16 protein-coding genes are annotated in these 16868 nt (G+C 72.7%); 5 read left to right on the top strand and 11 right to left on the bottom strand.

Annotation, left to right across the window (positions count from 1 at the left end):
- Nucleotides 1–99: 99 nt before the first annotated feature.
- From ABRQ22_RS20385 to ABRQ22_RS20370, 4 genes are all read right to left on the bottom strand, one after another.
- On the bottom strand, nt 100–1722 hold the full coding sequence (locus ABRQ22_RS20385) for an ABC transporter ATP-binding protein (protein WP_253051091.1): 1623 nt from the start codon (nt 1720–1722) through the stop codon (nt 100–102).
- Between the two features lie 224 nt (nt 1723–1946).
- Nucleotides 1947–3041 carry a BMP family ABC transporter substrate-binding protein gene (locus ABRQ22_RS20380; protein WP_253051090.1) on the bottom strand — a complete coding sequence of 365 codons (1095 nt, stop codon included), beginning with the start codon at nt 3039–3041 and terminating at the stop codon, nt 1947–1949.
- A 226-nt stretch (nt 3042–3267) separates the two neighbouring features.
- A complete protein-coding gene (locus ABRQ22_RS20375; protein WP_253051089.1) occupies nt 3268–4485 on the bottom strand; it encodes an amidohydrolase in 1218 nt (405 codons plus the stop codon).
- Nucleotides 4482–5609, bottom strand: a complete 1128-nt coding sequence (locus tag ABRQ22_RS20370) for a mannose-1-phosphate guanylyltransferase (RefSeq protein WP_253051088.1) — start codon at nt 5607–5609, stop codon at nt 4482–4484. The genes ABRQ22_RS20375 and ABRQ22_RS20370 overlap by 4 nt, the downstream gene beginning before the upstream one ends.
- 234 nt (nt 5610–5843) lie before the next feature.
- Between ABRQ22_RS20370 and sdhC the strand changes: the two genes are divergently transcribed.
- The 4 genes from sdhC (at nt 5844) to ABRQ22_RS20350 (ending at nt 9355) form a co-directional block, all read left to right on the top strand.
- Nucleotides 5844–6227, top strand: a complete 384-nt coding sequence (gene sdhC / locus ABRQ22_RS20365; protein ID WP_087471554.1) for a succinate dehydrogenase, cytochrome b556 subunit — start codon at nt 5844–5846, stop codon at nt 6225–6227.
- Entirely contained in the window at nt 6227–6688 is a 462-nt protein-coding gene (locus tag ABRQ22_RS20360; protein WP_047233508.1) for a succinate dehydrogenase hydrophobic membrane anchor subunit, read from the top strand. Before sdhC ends, ABRQ22_RS20360 begins: the two co-directional genes overlap by 1 nt.
- Before the next feature lie 67 nt (nt 6689–6755).
- Entirely contained in the window at nt 6756–8588 is a 1833-nt protein-coding gene (gene sdhA / locus ABRQ22_RS20355) for a succinate dehydrogenase flavoprotein subunit (protein ID WP_253051087.1), read from the top strand.
- Nucleotides 8588–9355, top strand: a complete 768-nt coding sequence (locus ABRQ22_RS20350) for a succinate dehydrogenase iron-sulfur subunit (RefSeq protein ID WP_353707996.1) — start codon at nt 8588–8590, stop codon at nt 9353–9355. Before sdhA ends, ABRQ22_RS20350 begins: the two co-directional genes overlap by 1 nt.
- A gap of 365 nt (nt 9356–9720) precedes the next feature.
- On the opposite strand, the gene ABRQ22_RS20345 is transcribed toward ABRQ22_RS20350, so the two are convergent.
- The 7 genes from ABRQ22_RS20345 to sigE form a co-directional block, all read right to left on the bottom strand.
- Entirely contained in the window at nt 9721–10872 is a 1152-nt protein-coding gene (locus ABRQ22_RS20345) for a YihY/virulence factor BrkB family protein (RefSeq protein WP_353707995.1), read from the bottom strand.
- A 10-nt stretch (nt 10873–10882) separates the two neighbouring features.
- Entirely contained in the window at nt 10883–11446 is a 564-nt protein-coding gene (locus ABRQ22_RS20340) for a 2'-5' RNA ligase family protein (protein ID WP_253051084.1), read from the bottom strand.
- Nucleotides 11443–12534, bottom strand: coding sequence for a tryptophan--tRNA ligase (gene trpS / locus ABRQ22_RS20335; protein ID WP_290444915.1), 1092 nt, complete (start codon nt 12532–12534; stop codon nt 11443–11445). Before trpS ends, ABRQ22_RS20340 begins: the two co-directional genes overlap by 4 nt.
- Before the next feature lie 71 nt (nt 12535–12605).
- Nucleotides 12606–12953 carry a twin-arginine translocase TatA/TatE family subunit gene (locus ABRQ22_RS20330; protein WP_353707994.1) on the bottom strand — a complete coding sequence of 116 codons (348 nt, stop codon included), beginning with the start codon at nt 12951–12953 and terminating at the stop codon, nt 12606–12608.
- 9 nt (nt 12954–12962) lie between these two features.
- Nucleotides 12963–14429, bottom strand: a complete 1467-nt coding sequence (locus ABRQ22_RS20325) for a trypsin-like peptidase domain-containing protein (protein ID WP_353707993.1) — start codon at nt 14427–14429, stop codon at nt 12963–12965.
- A complete protein-coding gene (locus ABRQ22_RS20320; RefSeq protein WP_353707992.1) occupies nt 14426–15388 on the bottom strand; it encodes a zf-HC2 domain-containing protein in 963 nt (320 codons plus the stop codon). The genes ABRQ22_RS20325 and ABRQ22_RS20320 overlap by 4 nt, the downstream gene beginning before the upstream one ends.
- Complete coding sequence (gene sigE / locus ABRQ22_RS20315) at nt 15385–16002, bottom strand: RNA polymerase sigma factor SigE (protein WP_353707991.1); 618 nt, start codon at nt 16000–16002, stop codon at nt 15385–15387. The genes ABRQ22_RS20320 and sigE overlap by 4 nt, the downstream gene beginning before the upstream one ends.
- A gap of 260 nt (nt 16003–16262) precedes the next feature.
- On the opposite strand from sigE, the gene ABRQ22_RS20310 reads away from it, so the two are divergent.
- Complete coding sequence (locus tag ABRQ22_RS20310) at nt 16263–16868, top strand: O-methyltransferase (protein WP_269430019.1); 606 nt, start codon at nt 16263–16265, stop codon at nt 16866–16868.

Below are 16868 nucleotides of genomic sequence, written 5' to 3'. Positions count from 1 at the left end.
GGACGTTCTGGCCCGCGGGCGTCTCCGCCGTCGGGGTGTCGCTGGGAGGCGCCGGCGTCGGCGGGAGCGCCGCCGCGTCGTCGGGCGTTGCCTGCTGGGTCACTGGATCTCCTCCTCGCGGGCGGCGTCCGCGGCCTGCGCGACGTCCGACGGCGCGTCCTCGGCGAGGGCGTCCGCCTCGCCGAGGGTCGTGTGGTGCTCGGCGGCCTGCACGACGGCCTCCTCGAGCGGGACCCCGGCCATCATGAGGCCGAGGACGTCGCGGTCCGTGTCGCCGGGGACGACCCCGACGACGCGACCGCGGTACATGACGGCGATCCGGTCGGCGAGCGCGAGCACCTCGTCGAGCTCGGTCGACACGATGATCACGGGCGTCCCGTTGTCGCGCTCCGAGACGATGCGCTGGTGGACGAACTCGATCGAGCCCACGTCGAGCCCGCGCGTCGGCTGCGACGCGATGAGCAGGCGCAGGGGGCGGGACATCTCGCGCGCCAGGACGACCTTCTGCTGGTTGCCGCCCGAGAGCGTCCCGGCGGGCGTCTCGACGGACTGCGTGCGCACGTCGAACTCGACGATGCGCTGCTCCGCGTTGTCGCGGATGGTCCCGCGGGCGAGCGCCCCGCCCCGCGAGTACGGCGGCGACGTCACGAGGTCCAGGACGAGGTTCTCCTCGACGGAGAACGTCCCGATGATCCCGTCGGTGCTGCGGTCCTCGGGCACGTAGCCCACGCCCGCCTCGAGCACCTGGGAGACGCTGCGGCCCACGAGCTCCCTGTCGTCGAGGCGGATCGAGCCCGCGACCGGCTTGCGCAGGCCCACGATCGTCTCGGTGAGCTCGGTCTGCCCGTTGCCCTGGACCCCCGCGACCACGAGGATCTCGCCGCGCGCGACGTCCAGGCTCACCCGGTCGACCACCGCGGTCCCCGCGTCGTCCATGACCGTGAGGTCGTCCACGCGGAACGTGGCGTCACCCGCCGCCGCGGGTGCCTTGTCGACCCCGAGGGAGACGGAGCGGCCGACCATGAGGGACGCGAGCTCGGTCTCGCTCGCGCTGGGGTCGGCCGTGCCCACGACCTTGCCGCGGCGGATGACGGTGATGCGGTCCGCGACCGCACGCACCTCGCGCAGCTTGTGCGTGATGAACACGATCGACGTCCCCGCCGCCTTGAGCTGGCGCATGATCGCGATGAGCTCGTCCGTCTCCTGCGGGGTGAGCACGGCCGTCGGCTCGTCGAGGATGAGCACGCGCGCGTCGCGCGAGAGCGCCTTGATGATCTCGACGCGCTGCTGCACGCCGACCGGGATGTCCTCGACCATCGCGTCCGGGTTGACCTCGAACCCGAAGCGGTCGGAGATCTCCTGGACCAGACGGCGCGCGCGGCGCGCGTCGATGAGGCCGGCGCCCTTGACGGGCTCGTGGCCGAGCGCGACGTTCTCCGCGACGGAGAAGACCGGCACGAGCATGAAGTGCTGGTGCACCATGCCGATGCCGGCGGCCATCGCGTCGCCGGGTCCGGTGAACTGGACCGGGACGTCGTCGACGAGGATCTGCCCGTCGTCCGGGTCGTACAGCCCGTAGAGCACGTTCATGAGCGTGCTCTTGCCCGCACCGTTCTCCCCGAGCAGGGCATGGATCTCGCCGGGCTCGATGACCAGGTCGATGTGGTCGTTGGCGACCAGGGACCCGAAGACCTTCGTGATCCCGCGCAGCTCCAGCTTCACCGGTCTGCCTCTCCTCGTGCTTCGCAGCGTTCTTCGCGGTGCCGACCCCGCGCACGTCGCGGTACTCCATCGAACCGCACTCGCCCGAGCGCGTCGCGTCGTGGGCACCGTGGGCGTCGTCGCAGGTACCGACGACCCCGTCGTCGTCATGACGGTGGCCCGGGCGCGGTGCCCGGGCCACCGGTGCCGACCGCCCGGAGGCGGTCGGCGGGTTCAGCGTCGCGTCACGGCGCGTTCGGCGACTCGATGACGAGGTCGCCCGCGATGATCTGCTCCTGGTACTGCGCGAGCTGGTCCTGGAGCTCCGCCGGGACGGCGTCCTCGAAGTCGTGGAACGGCGCGAGGCCGACGCCCTCGTTCTCCAGCGTGCCGACGTACGGCTCGTTGGTGAAGTTGCCGTCCGCCGACTCCTTCACCGTGTCGAACACGGCCGGGCCGATCTGCTTCATGACCGACGTGAGGATGAGGCTCCCGTAGTCCGTCGTGAGGAAGCCGTCCGAGTCGACCCAGATGATCTTGGCGCCCGCGCCCTCGGCCGCGGCCGCCGCGCCCAGGCCCACCGGACCGGCGACGGGCATGATGATGTCCGCACCCTGGTCGATGAAGCCCTGCGTGACGTTCTGGCCGTTGGCCTGGTTGTCGAAGTCGCCGGTGAACGTGCCCGTCTGGGCTGCCTTGTCCCAGCCGAGGACCTTGACGTCGGTGCCGTTGTCCGCGTTGTACTTCGCGACGCCGTCGACGTAGCCGTCCATGAAGATCGCGACCGACGGGATCTGGATGCCGCCGAACGTGGCGACCGTGCCGGACTCCGTCATGCCCGCCGCGAGGTACCCGGCGAGGAACGCGGCCTCGGCGGTGTTGAAGAGGATCGGCTTGGCGTTGTCGATCTCGACCGGGTTGAAGTCCGCGTCGGAGAACGAGGAGTCGATCAGCGCGAAGTGCGTGTCGGGGTTGGCCTCGGCGGCGGTCTGGATCGGGTCCTCGAGGAGGAAGCCGACGCCGATGATGAGGTTGCAGCCCTGCTGCACCAGGCTGTCGATGTTGGGCGCGTAGTCCGTGTCCGCCTGCGACTCGACCTCGTGGGTCGTGATGCCGAGCTCGTCCTTGGCCTGCATGAGGCCCTCGTAGCCGGACTGGTTGAAGGACTGGTCGTCGAACCCGCCGGCGTCGGACACCATGCACGCGGAGAAGTCGGAGTTGCCGCCCGCGGTGTTCTCGCCGCCGCCGGTCGTCTCGTCGTCCTCGGGCGCGGCGCCGCACGCGGCCAGCGCGAGCGCGGCGACGGCCGCGAGCGCGGTGACCTGAGTCGCTCTCTTCACCTGATAGCTCCTGTCGTTCTCGTAGCAGGGCCGCGCAGGGAAGGACCCCTGGGCCCCCCCGAGCGCCGTTGCACGGGAGGACCGGTCCGTCGGCCTCTATAGGACCGAACACTAATCAGCCCGACGGGTCTTGCACGTTACTTGTCGGTAACGCCGCTGCTTCGTTATGCAAGCGTCACTTTGCGTCTGAGGCGTGACACACCCCTGTCCACGAGTCGGGACCGCTTCACCCGTCCTGACCGGCGGCGACACGGGCGAGCAGGCGCATCCCGGCGTCCACCGCGCGCTCGTCCACCTGCAGGTCGCCCTGGTGGATGTCGTAGCTGCGCCCGCCGGGCGTCCGCGTGCCGAGCCGGGCCATCGCGCCGGGGACCTTCGTGAGGTACCAGGCGAAGTCCTCCCCGCCGAGCGACTGCTCCGTGAGCAGCACGGAGTCGGGGCCGAGGACGTCGCGCGCGGCCGCCTCGAGCAGACCCGTGCAGCGCTCGTCGTTCTCCACCGGCGGCACGCCGCGCGTGTGGTGCACGGTCACCTCGACCTCGTACGGCGCGACGACCTGCTCGACCGCGTCGTGCAGCACCTGACCCGCGAACTCCCACGCGCGCACGTCGAGGCAGCGCAGCGTGCCGCGCACCGTCCCGGTGCTCGGGATCGCGTTGTGCGCCGACCCCGCGTGCACGGCACCCCACGTGAGGTTCACGCCCGAGCGCGGGTCCAGCCGCCGGCCCAGCACCGCGGGGACCTGCGTGATGACCTGACCCAGCGCGTAGACGACGTCACCCGTGAGGTGCGGGCGCGACGTGTGTCCCCCGGGCGAGGCGATGGTCACGGAGACCTCGTCGGACGCCGACGTGATCGGACCGATGCGCGTCCCGATGCGGCCCACGTCGACCTTGGGGTCGCAGTGCACCGCGTAGATCTCGTCGACGCCGTCCATCGCGCCCGCGGCGAGGACGTCGAGCGACCCGCCGGGCTGGACCTCCTCCGCGGGCTGGAAGACGAGCCGCACGCCGCGGCGCAGCTCGCCCTGCGCGTGGAGGTCGGCGAGGACGAGGCCGGCACCCAGCACCACCGCGGTGTGCACGTCGTGGCCGCAGGCGTGGGCGACGCCCGGGACCGTCGAGGCCCACGGGAGGTCGCACCTGTCCTGGAGCGGCAGCGCGTCGATGTCGGCCCGCAGGGCGACGCGTCCCGGGACGGGCGACCCCGTGGCCGCCCCGTCCCCGGGCTGCGGGCCGACGTCGCACACGAGGCCCGTGCCCGGCAGGAGCCGCGGCTCGAGCCCCGCGGCGCGCAACCGGTCGGCGAGCAGCGCCGTCGTCCGCGTCTCGGCGCGCGAGACCTCCGGGTGGGCGTGGAGATCGCGGCGGATCGCCACGACCTCGTCCACGTGGCGGGCCGCGGCGGCGGCGATGCGGGCGGCGAGGGTCACGTCGGCGGTCACAGGAGCTCGTCCATCCCGAGCTCGCGCACCGTGTCGACCATCGACTTCACCTGCTGGGCCCGTGCACGCGTGGTGACGAGCAGCGCGTCGGGGGTGTCGACGACCACGACGTCGTCGAGGCCCAGCACCGTGACGACCCGGTCGCTCGCCGGCACGACCACGGACCCTGCGCTCTCGCGACGGACGACCCGGCCCGTGTCACCGAGGACCTTCGAGCCGGCACCGTCGACCGAGGGCAGCAGCGCGGCGAGCGAGTTGAAGTCCCCCACGTCGTCCCAGCCGAACGTGCCGGGGACGACGGCCACGCCGCCCACGGCCGCGACGGGCTCGGCGACCGCGTGGTCGATCGCGATCCGCTCGAGCGCGGGCCAGCGCTCCGCGAGCACGCGGTCGCGGTCGGGGCCGTCCCACGCCGCGGCGATCGCGCGCAGGCCGTCGTGCAGCTCCGGGCGCTGGTCCGCGAGGTGCCCCAGGAGGACCGACGACCGGACGATGAACATGCCGGCGTTCCACCGGTACTCGCCGGACGCGAGGTAGCGCTGCGCGGTCGCGGAGTCCGGCTTCTCCGTGAAGCCGCGCACGTGCTGCGCGCTCGGCGCCCCCGCGACGCCGAGCGGCGCGCCGCTGTGGACGTACCCGAACGCCGTCGACGGCCGCGACGCCGCGATGCCGATCGTCACCACGTAGCCCGCGCGGGCCGCCTCCACCGCCTCGCGCACCGACGACTCGAAGGAGTCGCGCCCCGTGATCACCTGGTCCGCGGCGAACGAGCCGACGACGACGTCGCCGTGCCGCGCCTCGAGCACCGCCGCGGCGAGGCCGATGGCCGCCATCGAGTCCCGGGGCGACGGCTCCGCGAGCACGTTCTCGGCCGGCAGGCCGGGGAGCTGGGTGCGTGCGGCGGCGACGTGCCGGTCCCCCGTGACGAGCACGACGCCCTGCTCTCCCGCGAGCGGGACGAGCCGGTCCACCGTCGCCTGCAGGAGCGAGCGGCCCGAGCCGGTGAGGTCGAGGAGGAACTTGGGCGAGCCGGCGCGCGAGAGCGGCCACAGCCGCGTGCCCGCGCCTCCTGCCGGGACGACGGCGTGGAAGCCGGGGATCGGCCCGGCGGACGAGGAGGCCATGAGGGCAGCATAGTGAGCCGCACAGTTCCCCCGCGGGCTGTGGGATCAGTCACAAACCCCCCGCGCAGGGGCGTTCCGCCGCCTCCGACGGTCCGCATCATGACGCCGATGTCACTATGGTGGAAGCCCAGAGACCGATGCCGACGACGGTCCCGCGGTCCGGACTGAGGGAGTTCCGGGCCAGGGCCGGAACCTGACATCTCCCCCCTGATCTCGCCACAGGAGGCCCCCAAAGTGCCCAGTGCACCAGCTGGCACGCTCTACCGCGGCCGTGAAGGCATGTGGTCGTGGGTCGCGCATCGCGTGACCGGCGTGCTCATCTTCTTCTTCCTGCTCGTCCACGTGCTCGACACGGCGCTCGTCCGGGTGTCGCCCGAGGCCTACAACGCCGTCATCGGGACGTACCAGACGCCGATCATGGGCCTGGGCGAGGCGGGACTGGTCGCGGCCATCGTCTTCCACGCCTTCAACGGCATCCGCATCATCCTCATCGACTTCTGGGCCAAGGGCCCGCGGTACCAGCGCACCATGCTCTGGATCGTCGTCGGCCTCTTCGTCGTGACGATGGCGGGCTTCCTGCCGCGTCACCTCATGAACGTCTTCGGAGGGGGGCACTGATGTCGACCACGACCACGGCCTCGGCGGTCGCGAGCCCGCGCGACCCGTACAAGCGCCGCAAGGCCACGCGCAGCAACTACGAGCTGTACAGCTGGATCTTCATGCGCGCCTCCGGCGTCGTGCTGATCGTGCTGATCTTCGGTCACCTCTTCGTCAACCTCATGGTCGGCGAGGGCGTGCACGCGATCGACTTCGGCTTCGTCGCCGGCAAGTGGGCCTCGCCGTTCTGGCAGATCTGGGACCTGCTCATGCTGTGGCTGGCCATGTTCCACGGCACCAACGGCGTGCGCACGATCATCAACGACTACGCCGAGCGTGACGGCACTCGCCTCGTCCTCAAGCTCGCGCTGTACCTCGCGTTCACGATCGTCACGGTCCTCGGCACGCTCGTGATCTTCACGTTCGACCCGTGCCCCGCGAACGCTCCGGCCGAGCTGCTCGCGTCGTTCTGCACGGCCTGAGCACCTCCCGCAGCTCGCCCCCGTCTTCTCGCTCCACCCGGCTCTCTCCCAGGAGGCATCGACCCCGATGCAAACCCATCAGTACGACGTCGTCATCGTCGGCGCAGGCGGCGCCGGGATGCGCGCGGCGCTGGAGTCGTCCGGCAAGGTCCGCACGGCCGTCATCTCCAAGCTGTACCCCACGCGCTCGCACACGGGCGCCGCGCAGGGCGGCATGTGCGCCGCCCTCGCGAACGTGGAGGAGGACAACTGGGAGTGGCACACGTTCGACACGGTCAAGGGCGGCGACTACCTCGTCGACCAGGACGCCGCGGAGATCATGGCCAAGGAGGCCATCGACGCGGTCCTCGACCTCGAGCGCATGGGCCTGCCCTTCAACCGCACGCCCGAGGGCCGCATCGACCAGCGCCGGTTCGGCGGGCACACCCGCAACCACGGCGAGGCCGCGGTGCGCCGCTCCTGCTACGCCGCGGACCGCACCGGCCACATGATCCTCCAGACGCTCTACCAGCAGTGCGTCAAGCAGGACGTGGAGTTCTTCAACGAGTTCTACGTGCTCGACCTCATCACCGACCACGACCTCTCCACGGGCGAGATCCCCGACGGCGAGACGGTCACCGCGACCGGCGTCGTCGCCTACGACCTGGCGACCGGCGAGATCCACGTCTTCCAGGCGAAGGCGATCATCTTCGCCACCGGTGGCGCGGGCAAGATCTTCAAGACGACGTCCAACGCGCACACGCTCACGGGCGACGGCATGGCGCTGGCGTACCGTCGCGGCCTGCCGCTCGAGGACATGGAGTTCTTCCAGTTCCACCCGACCGGCCTGGCTGGCCTCGGCATCCTCCTGTCGGAGGCCGCCCGCGGCGAGGGCGGCATCCTGCGCAACGCGGACGGCGAACGCTTCATGGAGCGCTACGCCCCCACCATCAAGGACCTCGCGCCGCGCGACATCGTCGCCCGGTCCATGGCGAACGAGGTCCGCGAGGGCCGCGGCGCCGGGCCGAACAAGGACTACGTCCTGCTCGACCTCACGCACCTCGAGCCCGCGCACATCGACGCGAAGCTCCCCGACATCACCGAGTTCGCCCGCACGTACCTCGGCATCGAGCCCTACACCGAGCCCGTGCCCGTGTACCCGACGGCGCACTACGCGATGGGCGGCATCCCGACCAACGTCGAGGCCGAGGTCCTGCGCGACAGCCACAACGTCGTCAAGGGGCTCTACGCCGCCGGCGAGGTGGCGTGCGTGAGCGTCCACGGCTCGAACCGCCTCGGGACCAACTCGCTGCTCGACATCAACGTCTTCGGCAAGCGCGCGGGCCGCACCGCCGCCGCGTACGCCGCGACGGCCTCGTACACCGAGCTCCCGGAGAACCCCGCCGCGGCCGTGATCGCGCAGCTCGAGGAGATGCGCAACCGTCCCGACGGCGAGCGCGTCGCCGACGTCCGCAAGGCGCTCCAGGAGACCATGGACGCCAACGCCCAGGTGTTCCGCACCGGCGAGTCGCTCAACCAGGCCCTCGCGGACATCCGCGACCTGCAGAAGCGGTACAAGAACGTCTCGGTCCAGGACAAGGGTCGGCTGTTCAACACGGATCTGCTCGAGGCCATCGAGCTCGGGTTTCTCCTCGACATCGCCGAGGTCACCGTCGTCGCGGCGATCAACCGCAAGGAGTCGCGCGGCGGTCACTACCGCGAGGACTACCCCGACCGCGACGACGCCAACTACATGCTGCACACGATGGCGTACCGCCGTCCCACCTCGGCCAGCGACGTCGCCGACGGGCACGTCGCCGGCTACTTCGACCACGTCGAGGAGTTCGACGGCTACAAGGTCGCCCTGGGCTCCAAGCCCGTCACCCAGACCCGGTACGAGCCCATGGAGCGGAAGTACTGATGACTGCCACACTCGAGAGCCCGGCCGCCGAGGCCAAGGCCGGAGAGATCCCCTCGTTCGAGGTCACGCTCCGCGTCCGCCGCTACTCCCCCGAGTCGGAGCACGGCGAGGAGGCGTACTGGGACGAGTTCACCGTCCTCGCGCACGGCACCGACCGCGTGCTCGACGCGCTCCACAAGATCAAGTGGGAGCACGACGGCTCGCTCACGTTCCGCCGCTCGTGCGCGCACGGCGTGTGCGGGTCCGACGCGATGCGCATCAACGGCCGCAACCGTCTCGCGTGCAAGACGCTGCTCAAGGACGTCAACCCCGACAAGCCCATCACGGTCGAGCCCATCAAGGGCCTGTCCGTGGTCAAGGACCTCGTCGTGGACATGGAGCCGTTCTTCGCGTCCTACCGCGAGATCATGCCGTTCCTCATCACGTCCGGGAACGAGCCCAGCAAGGAGCGCCTCCAGTCCGCGGAGCAGCGCGAGCGCTTCGACGACACCACCAAGTGCATCCTGTGCGCGGCGTGCACGTCGTCGTGCCCGGTGTTCTGGACCGACGGCCAGTACTTCGGCCCCGCCGCGATCGTCAACGCGCACCGGTTCATCTTCGACAGCCGCGACGAGGGCGCCACGCAGCGCCTCGAGATCCTCAACGACAAGGAGGGCGTGTGGCGCTGCCGCACGACCTTCAACTGCACCGAGGCCTGCCCCCGCGGCATCGAGGTCACGAAGGCGATCCAGGAGGTCAAGCGCGCGATGATCACGCGCGCCTTCTGATCCCTCGCACGTCCCGCACGCAGGGCGCCGACCGCCACGGTCGGCGCCCTGCGTCGTCCGCACGGGCTTCGCGGTCCGCGTGGTCGAGCCGTGCCCGCACCTGTCAGCGCTCCCCCGAGCCTCCAGACCCAGGCCAGGTCCCTGACCCGCCGACACGTCGACCCGTCGCACTCGGCCCGCCCCACGGCCGACGACGCCACGCGCCACCACGAGCCGCACGCGTGCTGACGAGAAGCGAGAAATCGCCCCGAGAACGAGGCCCGCAGGGGCCACTACTCGCATCTCGACCAGGAACCGCCCGCCACCGCGGACCCGACCCCGCAGGCACGAAACCCTGACCGCGTACCCGGCGCAGACGCCGACCGCTACGCGCCGCGCGGGAGGCGAGCGCGGCGCACGCCGCGGACGATCGGGCTCCAGGGTCGGCCGGACCCTTGCCCGGCGCGGAGACGCTCCTCCGTCGACACGGCCACGACGGAGCCTCCGACGTCCGCGGACGCCGCGTGCCGGGCGACGCGCGCGTGCCGGGCGTCGGTCGTGGGGGTGCCGTCGACGACCGGGAGCTCCGGGCGACCCTCGCGGGCGTGCCGGGGGCCGTCGGGCTCCGGGTCGGGCGGGCGGGGCGGGTTCGCCATCCAGGCGCACACCGCGAGGAGGATGCGCGCGGTGAAGTTGACGAGGATGAGGAGCGTCACGAGGACGGCGAACGACGCGAGGAGCGCGTTCCTGCTGGCGCTGCCCGCGACGAACGACGACCCGAGGTAGCGCAGGACGCCGAACGCGACGGCGGCGGTGAGCGACCCGACGAGGAGGTCGCGGCGGCGCACGTGGACGCCGGCCAGCAGCGTGACCACCACGACGACGACGAGCGCGTCGAGCAGGATGCTCACCACGAGCCCGGCGCCGGTGACGAGGATCGCGGGCCCTCCGGAGAGCCCGAGCGCCTCCAGGAGCTGGTAGCCGATCGAGGAGACGGCGATGCTCGCGACGGCGGAGACGAGCATGCTCAGCGCCAGGAGGAAGAAGCCGAGGAGGGCGCGTGCCCGCGCGAGGACGGGGCTCTGCCCGATGTCGCTGACGCCGAACATCGTCCGGACGGCGCCGCGCAGGTGGTACATGAAGGAGACGACCGAGAAGAGCAGCACGACCCCGGCGACGATGCTCGTGACGCTGAGGCCGGGCGGGAGGAGGAGGTCGTCCGGGTCGATCACGCCTTTCTCCCCGTCGACCGCGATGAGGCCGGGGACGAGCTCGTTGATCTCGCCGAACACGGCGTCCATGAGCTCCTGGCTCCCGCCGAGGACCTGCATGAAGACGGTGTAGCCGATGGTCAGCGCGGCGAAGAGGGAGAACAGGGCCGAGTAGGCGATGCCGCCGCACAGCAGGGCACCGCGTGCGTACAGGTAGCGGTAGGTCGCGCGCCCGGGACGGCTGTCCTTCCACCACTCGACGAGCGCCTCCACGCGTTCCCTCGTGCGCCGGACGGCGCTGGGAGCGGCGGAGGGAGGCGGCGTCACGCCCCGAACCCTACGAGGAGGGCGCGGTCCCGGCATCCGCGGTGAGCGGGAAGACCTGTCCGGGGCGCCACACGCCGTCGTCGCCGTGCTCGTAGAGGGAGAACCCGGCGACCTCGAACCGCGCCTCGTAGGTGGCCATCTCCTCGAACGCGGCGTCGAGCGCGGCGTCCGGGACCTCGTGCGCGACGGTCACGTGCGGGTGGTAGTTGAACCGGAGCTCCTGGGCGAGCGGACCGGTGCGGATGGCGCTCTCGAGGTGCTCGCACTCGGCGATGCCCTCGACCACCTGGATGAACACGACCGGCGAGATCGGCCGGAACGTCGCGCTGCCGCGCAGGTGGACCTGGAACGGCGCCGCGGTCGAGGCGACGGCGGCGAGGTGGGCGCGCGCCGCGTCGAGCTCGGCCGGGTCGAGCACGGTGGGCCCGAGGAGCGTGACGTGCGGCGGGATCGACCGTGCGAGCGGGTCGCCGAACCGTGCGCGCGCGTCCTGGAGCTGCGTCGCGAAGGGCTCGGGCACCTCGATCGCGATGCCGATCCGTACCTGGTCCGGCCCACGCTCCGGGAGGTTCACGCGGTCGGCCCCCCGACGGGCAGGAGGCCGACGCGGTCGTAGATGCGCGCGAGCGTCCCGGCAGCGATCTCGCGCGCCTTCTGGGCACCGCGTGCGAGCACCGCGTCGAGCTCGGCGGGGTCCGCGAGGTAGGTGTTGGCCCGCTCCTGGAACGGCACGAGGAAGTCGACCACGACGTCGGCGAGGTCGACCTTGAGCCGTCCGTACCCCTGGCCGTCGTACTCGGCGGCGATCGCCTCGACGTCGCGACCGGTGAGGGCGGAGTAGATGGTGAGGAGGTTGGACACGCCGGGCTTGGCGACCGGGTCGTACCGGATCTCGGAGTCCGAGTCCGTCGCGGCGGACCGGATCCGCTTCGCGGCGACCTTCGGGTCGTCGAGGAGCCAGATGACGCCCTTGCCGTTCGACGAGGACTTGCTCATCTTCGCCGTCGGTTCCTGGAGGTCGTAGATCTTGGCCACCGAGCGGACGATGTGTGCCTCCGGCACGACGGCCGTCCCGTCGCCGAAGCGGGCGTTGAGCCGCTCGGCGAGGTCACGGGTGAGCTCGAGGTGCTGGCGCTGGTCCTCCCCGACCGGCACGAGGGCGGCGTCGTAGAGCAGGATGTCGGCCGCCATGAGGACGGGGTAGGTGAAGAGCCCCACGGTCGTGCCGTCGGCGCCCTGCTTCGCGGACTTGTCCTTGAACTGGGTCATGCGGCCGGCCTCGCCGAAGCCCGTCTGGCAGGACAGGACCCAGGAGAGCTCCGCGTGCTGCGGCACGTGCGACTGCACGAAGAGCGCGGACCGCTCCGGGTCGACGCCGCCGGCGAGGTACTGCGCCGCCGTGCGACGCGTCCGCTCGCGCAGGCGCTCAGGGTCGGGGTTGACCGTCAGGGCGTGGAGGTCGACGACGCAATACAGCGCGTCGTAGGAGTCCTGGAGGGCGACCCACTGGCGCAGGGCGCCGATGTAGTTCCCGAGCTGCAGCGAGTCCTCCGTGGGCTGCATGCCGGAGAGGATCCGGGGCTGGGTGCTGGTCGGGTTCCCGGTCGCCTGCGCGGTCTCCGGGACCGGTGCCGGACCGGTGTGCGTCGCCTCGATGGACATTGCCCCATTCTGACAGGTGGTGCCGTGCCGGAACGAATCGCCTCCCGTCGCGCGGACGGTCGGCGCCGGCCTCAGGTGGCCTCGTCGTCGAACGGTGCGGGGCTGCCCGGCGGCACCGCCGAGGGGGCAGGTGGCGGGGGCGGCGCAACCCGCTCGCGCACGGGCTCGTCGTCGAGGAGCGCCTCGCGCACGATCCGGCGCGGGTCGTACTGGCGGGGGTCGAGCTTCGACCAGTCGACGTCCGCGATCTCGTCCCCGATCTCGGCGTCCACGCGGGCCTTGGCGTCCCGCAGGTACCCTCGGGCCGAGCGGACGAACGACCCGAGCTGTTCCGCGTAGCGCGGCAGACGCTCAGGACCGATGACGACGACCGCCACGACGAGGAGCACGATGAACTCGGCTCCGTTGATCCCGAACACGCCGACAGACTACTCGCTCGTGGCCTCGTCGAGGACGACGCGGACGTCGCGCTCCTGGTCCCCCGTGCGGACCCGCAGCGTCACGGCGTCTCCCGGGGCCTTCGCCCGGATCGCGACGATGAGCTCGTCCGACTCGGTGACGGGCCGGCCGTCGATCGAGAGGATCACGTCTCCGGGCCGGATCCCGGCGGCGTCGGCCGGGCCGTCGGGCGTGACCGCGGGCGTCCCGGACTGCGAGTCGGTCGACACCTGGACGCCCTCGCCCTGGTACCGCTGGTCGAGCAGCACGCCGATCACGGGGTAGGTCGCGACGCCGTCGGCGATGAGCTGCTCCGCGGTCCGGCGCGCCTGGTTGGACGGGATGGCGAAGCCGAGACCGATGCTCCCCGTCGCCGAGGCGCTGCCCGGCGGCTGCGCGATGGCGGAGTTGATGCCCACGACCTCGCCGCGTCCGTTGACGAGCGGACCCCCGGAGTTGCCGGGGTTGATCGCCGCGTCGGTCTGGATCGCGTTGATGAACGCCGTCTCGGCCGCGGCACCGGCCTGGACCGGGCGGTTGAGCGCGCTGATGATGCCCGTGGTGACGGTCCCGTTGAGACCGAGCGGAGCACCGACCGCGACCACGGGGTCCCCGACGACGACGGCGTCGGAGTCGCCGAGCGCGAGCGGTGTCAGGCCTGAGTCGTCGACCTTCACGACGGCCAGGTCGTAGTCGACGGTCCGGCCGACCAGCTCGGCCGGGCTCTCGTGCCCGTCCGAGAACAGCACGACGACGTCCCCGCCGTCGGCGGCCCCCGCGACCACGTGGTTGTTCGTGAGGATGTACCCGTCCTCGCGGAGGACGAAGCCGGACCCCGTGGCGACGCCGTCGGACCCGCGGACCTGGAGCGAGACGACGCTCGGCAGCACCGTGGCCGCGATGTCCGCCACCGAGCCCGCAGGGCGGTCGGCGCCCGGCTCGACGCTCGCCGGCGGCAGGGCCGACGAGTACGCCCCGGGCGTGTCCTGCCCGAGGAGCCGGTCGGCCGCGACGCCGCCGAGCGCTCCCGCGACGAGCGCCAGCACGGTGACGCCCGCCACCACGGCGGGTCGCAGCCCGCGCCCCGGCGACGGCGACGCGGGACCCCGCGGCACACCGACGAGCGTCGGGTCCACCGAGCCGCCGGGTCGCGTCGGCGCCGACGGCGGCTCGGGCTCGCCGAACGAGCGCAGGGTCTGCCACGGGTCCGCGGGATCCTGCGCGACGGGCTGCGCGACGTCCGGAGCAGGGACCGGCGGGGGCCCGCTCGGGGGCGGGACGGCCGCGCCCGGCGGGGGCGGGACCGGACCGGGGCCGACCGGCGCGGACGGCGGGACGGGCGGCACGCTGCGGTACGCGGACGGCGGCGCGAACGGGTTCCGTGCGGCGTCGGGCGCCCCGGGGTGCTCGGTGCCGGTCTGACGGCCGGGCTGAGGGCCGGTCTGGGGGTCGGTCATGAGGTGCCGAGCGCTCCTGTCATGGTCGTCCAGCCCCGGGAGATGCGCGCCGGGACCCCGGCATCGTAGTCACGGGCCGGGAAGGCCGCCACGAGGGCGGCGACCGTCTCCTGCTCGGTGTCGGCGACGACGTCGATCACCGTGTCGCCGGACTGCCAGACGACGTGCCACGGCGCCTCGGACAGCACGTGCACCCGGCGGCCGTCGACGTCCCAGGTCTCCCCGCCCGCGAGCGCGGCGGTGTCCAGGAGACCCGACTGCTCGCGTACGACGGCCTCGCCGCCCGGCGCCTCGAGGTCGATCTCGACGACGCCCCGCGCGGCGTCGTCCCGCACGTCGACCACGCTGAAGCCCGCCGGGAGCACCGTCGGGCAGGTCCAGCCCTGGGCGTCGAGCGCCGCCAACGCCGCGGCGCCGTCGCCGTCGGACGCCTCGTCGCCGGCGGACCGGTCCGAGGCGCGCGCCCCGCCCACCACGAGCGCCCCGGTGGCCCGGGGCGCGGCCTGCGCCAGCACGTTGAGGGGGTCGCTGCGATGGAGGTCGGGGGTGACGACCGGGCTCTCCCCGAGCGCGAAGAGGCCGATCGCGGCCACGCCGACACCGCCCACGACCAGCCCGACGACCCGTCGGCGCACCGCCCCCCGGCGCACCTCGCCGCTCCAGGCGCCGCGCGGGAGGGGGACGGGCTGCGTCCAGGGGTCGCCCGCGACGGGCGCGGAGCGCAGCGGGTCGCCGTCGGTCGAGGGGATCTGGGCGGACAGCGCGAGCAGACGGGCCGCGAGGTCGGGAGCGGGCTCGACCGGCCCGGCGGAGCTCAGCGCCCGGCGCGCGGCGCGCGCCGCCGACAGCTCGGCGGCGCACCGCGGGCAGCACGCCACGTGCTCGAGCGCACGCTCCGCCTCGGCGGGCGTGAGCTGCCCGTCGACGAGCGCGGAGAGGCGGGAGCCGAGGTGCGTCACGCCACCCCCCGGGCGACCACGGGCGTCGGCACGTCGTCCGACGCCGGGCGGTCCGCGGGGTCGCGGTGCGGGAGGGCGGCGCGGAGCTGGGACCGTGCGCGGTGGATGCGGGAGCGGACCGTGCCGAGCTTGATCCCGAGCGTCACGGCGATCTCCTCGTAGGACAGGCCCTCGATGTCGCACAGCACGACGGCGGCCCGGTACTCGGGCGAGAGCGCGTCGAGCGCGCGCTGCACGTCGTGGTCGAGGTTGGCGTGCTCGAAGCCGCGCTCCGGCTGGGCCTCGGAACGGGCCGGGTACTGGCCGTCGTCGTCGCCCATGGCCTCCATGCGGATCCGCTGCTTGCGCCGCACCTGGTCGAGGAAGAGGTTCGTCGTGATCCGGTGCAGCCAGCCCTCGAACGTGCCGGGCGTGTAGCTCGACAGCGAGCGGAACACCCGGACGAACGTCTCCTGCGTGAGGTCCTCGGCGTCGTGCCGGTTGCCGGTGAGGCGGTACGCGAGCCGGTAGACGCGTGCCGAGTGCTCGCGGACGATCTCGTCCCACGACGGCGGCACCCACGCGCTCCCGTCCTGCGTCCCGTGCGTGCTCGTCCCTGGTCGTGCGTCGTCCACGTCGTCCATCGTCCCAGAAGAACGTCCGGCACCCTCCCGGTGTTCCCCCTCTCGCGCGGGACGTGCGCGCGACGTCCACGGCCCGTGCACACACGCGCCGCGCGGGAGCGGGCCGCCGTGGGAGGGGGCGGGTACGATCCGAGGCAGCGCACCCGCCGGGGACGTCCCGTCCCGGGCCGCACGCGCGGACGACGGACCACCAGGAGGCACCGATCACCAGCGACGTCGGCACCCACCGCAGCGCCAAGGCGGCGAGCTGGGTGTACAGCGAGGAGTTCGTCCCCGAGGACGAGGTCCTCCTGCGTGCGCGCGACCGCGCCGCCGAGCTCGGCTGCCCGACGGTCCTCCCCGGCGTGGGGGCGGTGCTCCAGGTGCTCGCGGCCTCGCTGGCCGCCCGCGCGGTGGTCGAGATCGGCACCGGTACCGGCGTGGCGTCGCTCTGGCTCCTGCGCGGCATGCCGGCGGACGGCGTGCTCACGACGATCGACGTCGAGGTCGAGCACCAGCGCGCCGCGAAGGAGGCCTTCGCGGAGGAGGGCGTGCCCTCGGCGCGGACCCGCACCATCCCGGGTCGTGCGAGCGAGGTCCTCCCCCGCCTCACCGACGGCGCCTACGACCTCGTGCTCGTGGGGGCGGACAAGCACAGCTACCCCGAGTACGTCGAGCAGGGCCTGCGCCTGCTCCGCCCGGGCGGCGTGCTCGCGGTCGACGGCGCGCTGTCGCACGACCGGGTCGCCGACCCGGCGCGGCGCGACGAGGTGACGACGATCGTCCGCGAGGTGGGCCGGTCGCTGCGCTCGGACGAGCGCGTCCTGCCGGCGCTGCTCCCGAGCGGCGACGGCCTCCTGCTCGCCGTGCGCCGCTGA

This window comes from Cellulosimicrobium sp. ES-005 (genome assembly GCF_040448685.1).
GTDB classification, from domain to species: Bacteria; Actinomycetota; Actinomycetes; order Actinomycetales; family Cellulomonadaceae; genus Cellulosimicrobium; species Cellulosimicrobium cellulans_G.
This window is presented reverse-complemented; position numbering and strand designations above follow the sequence as displayed.

Excerpts from the sequence above, each read along its gene's own strand:
- ABRQ22_RS20360 (WP_047233508.1), top strand. The coding sequence starts at position 6,227 with ATGTCGACCACGACCACGGCCTCGGCGGTCGCGAGCCCGCGCGACCCG.
- trpS (WP_290444915.1), bottom strand. The coding sequence starts at position 12,534 with ATGTCCATCGAGGCGACGCACACCGGTCCGGCACCGGTCCCGGAGACC.
- ABRQ22_RS20350 (WP_353707996.1), top strand. The coding sequence starts at position 8,588 with ATGACTGCCACACTCGAGAGCCCGGCCGCCGAGGCCAAGGCCGGAGAG.
- sdhA (WP_253051087.1), top strand. The coding sequence starts at position 6,756 with ATGCAAACCCATCAGTACGACGTCGTCATCGTCGGCGCAGGCGGCGCC.
- ABRQ22_RS20370 (WP_253051088.1), bottom strand. The coding sequence starts at position 5,609 with ATGGCCTCCTCGTCCGCCGGGCCGATCCCCGGCTTCCACGCCGTCGTC.
- ABRQ22_RS20325 (WP_353707993.1), bottom strand. The coding sequence starts at position 14,429 with ATGACCGACCCCCAGACCGGCCCTCAGCCCGGCCGTCAGACCGGCACC.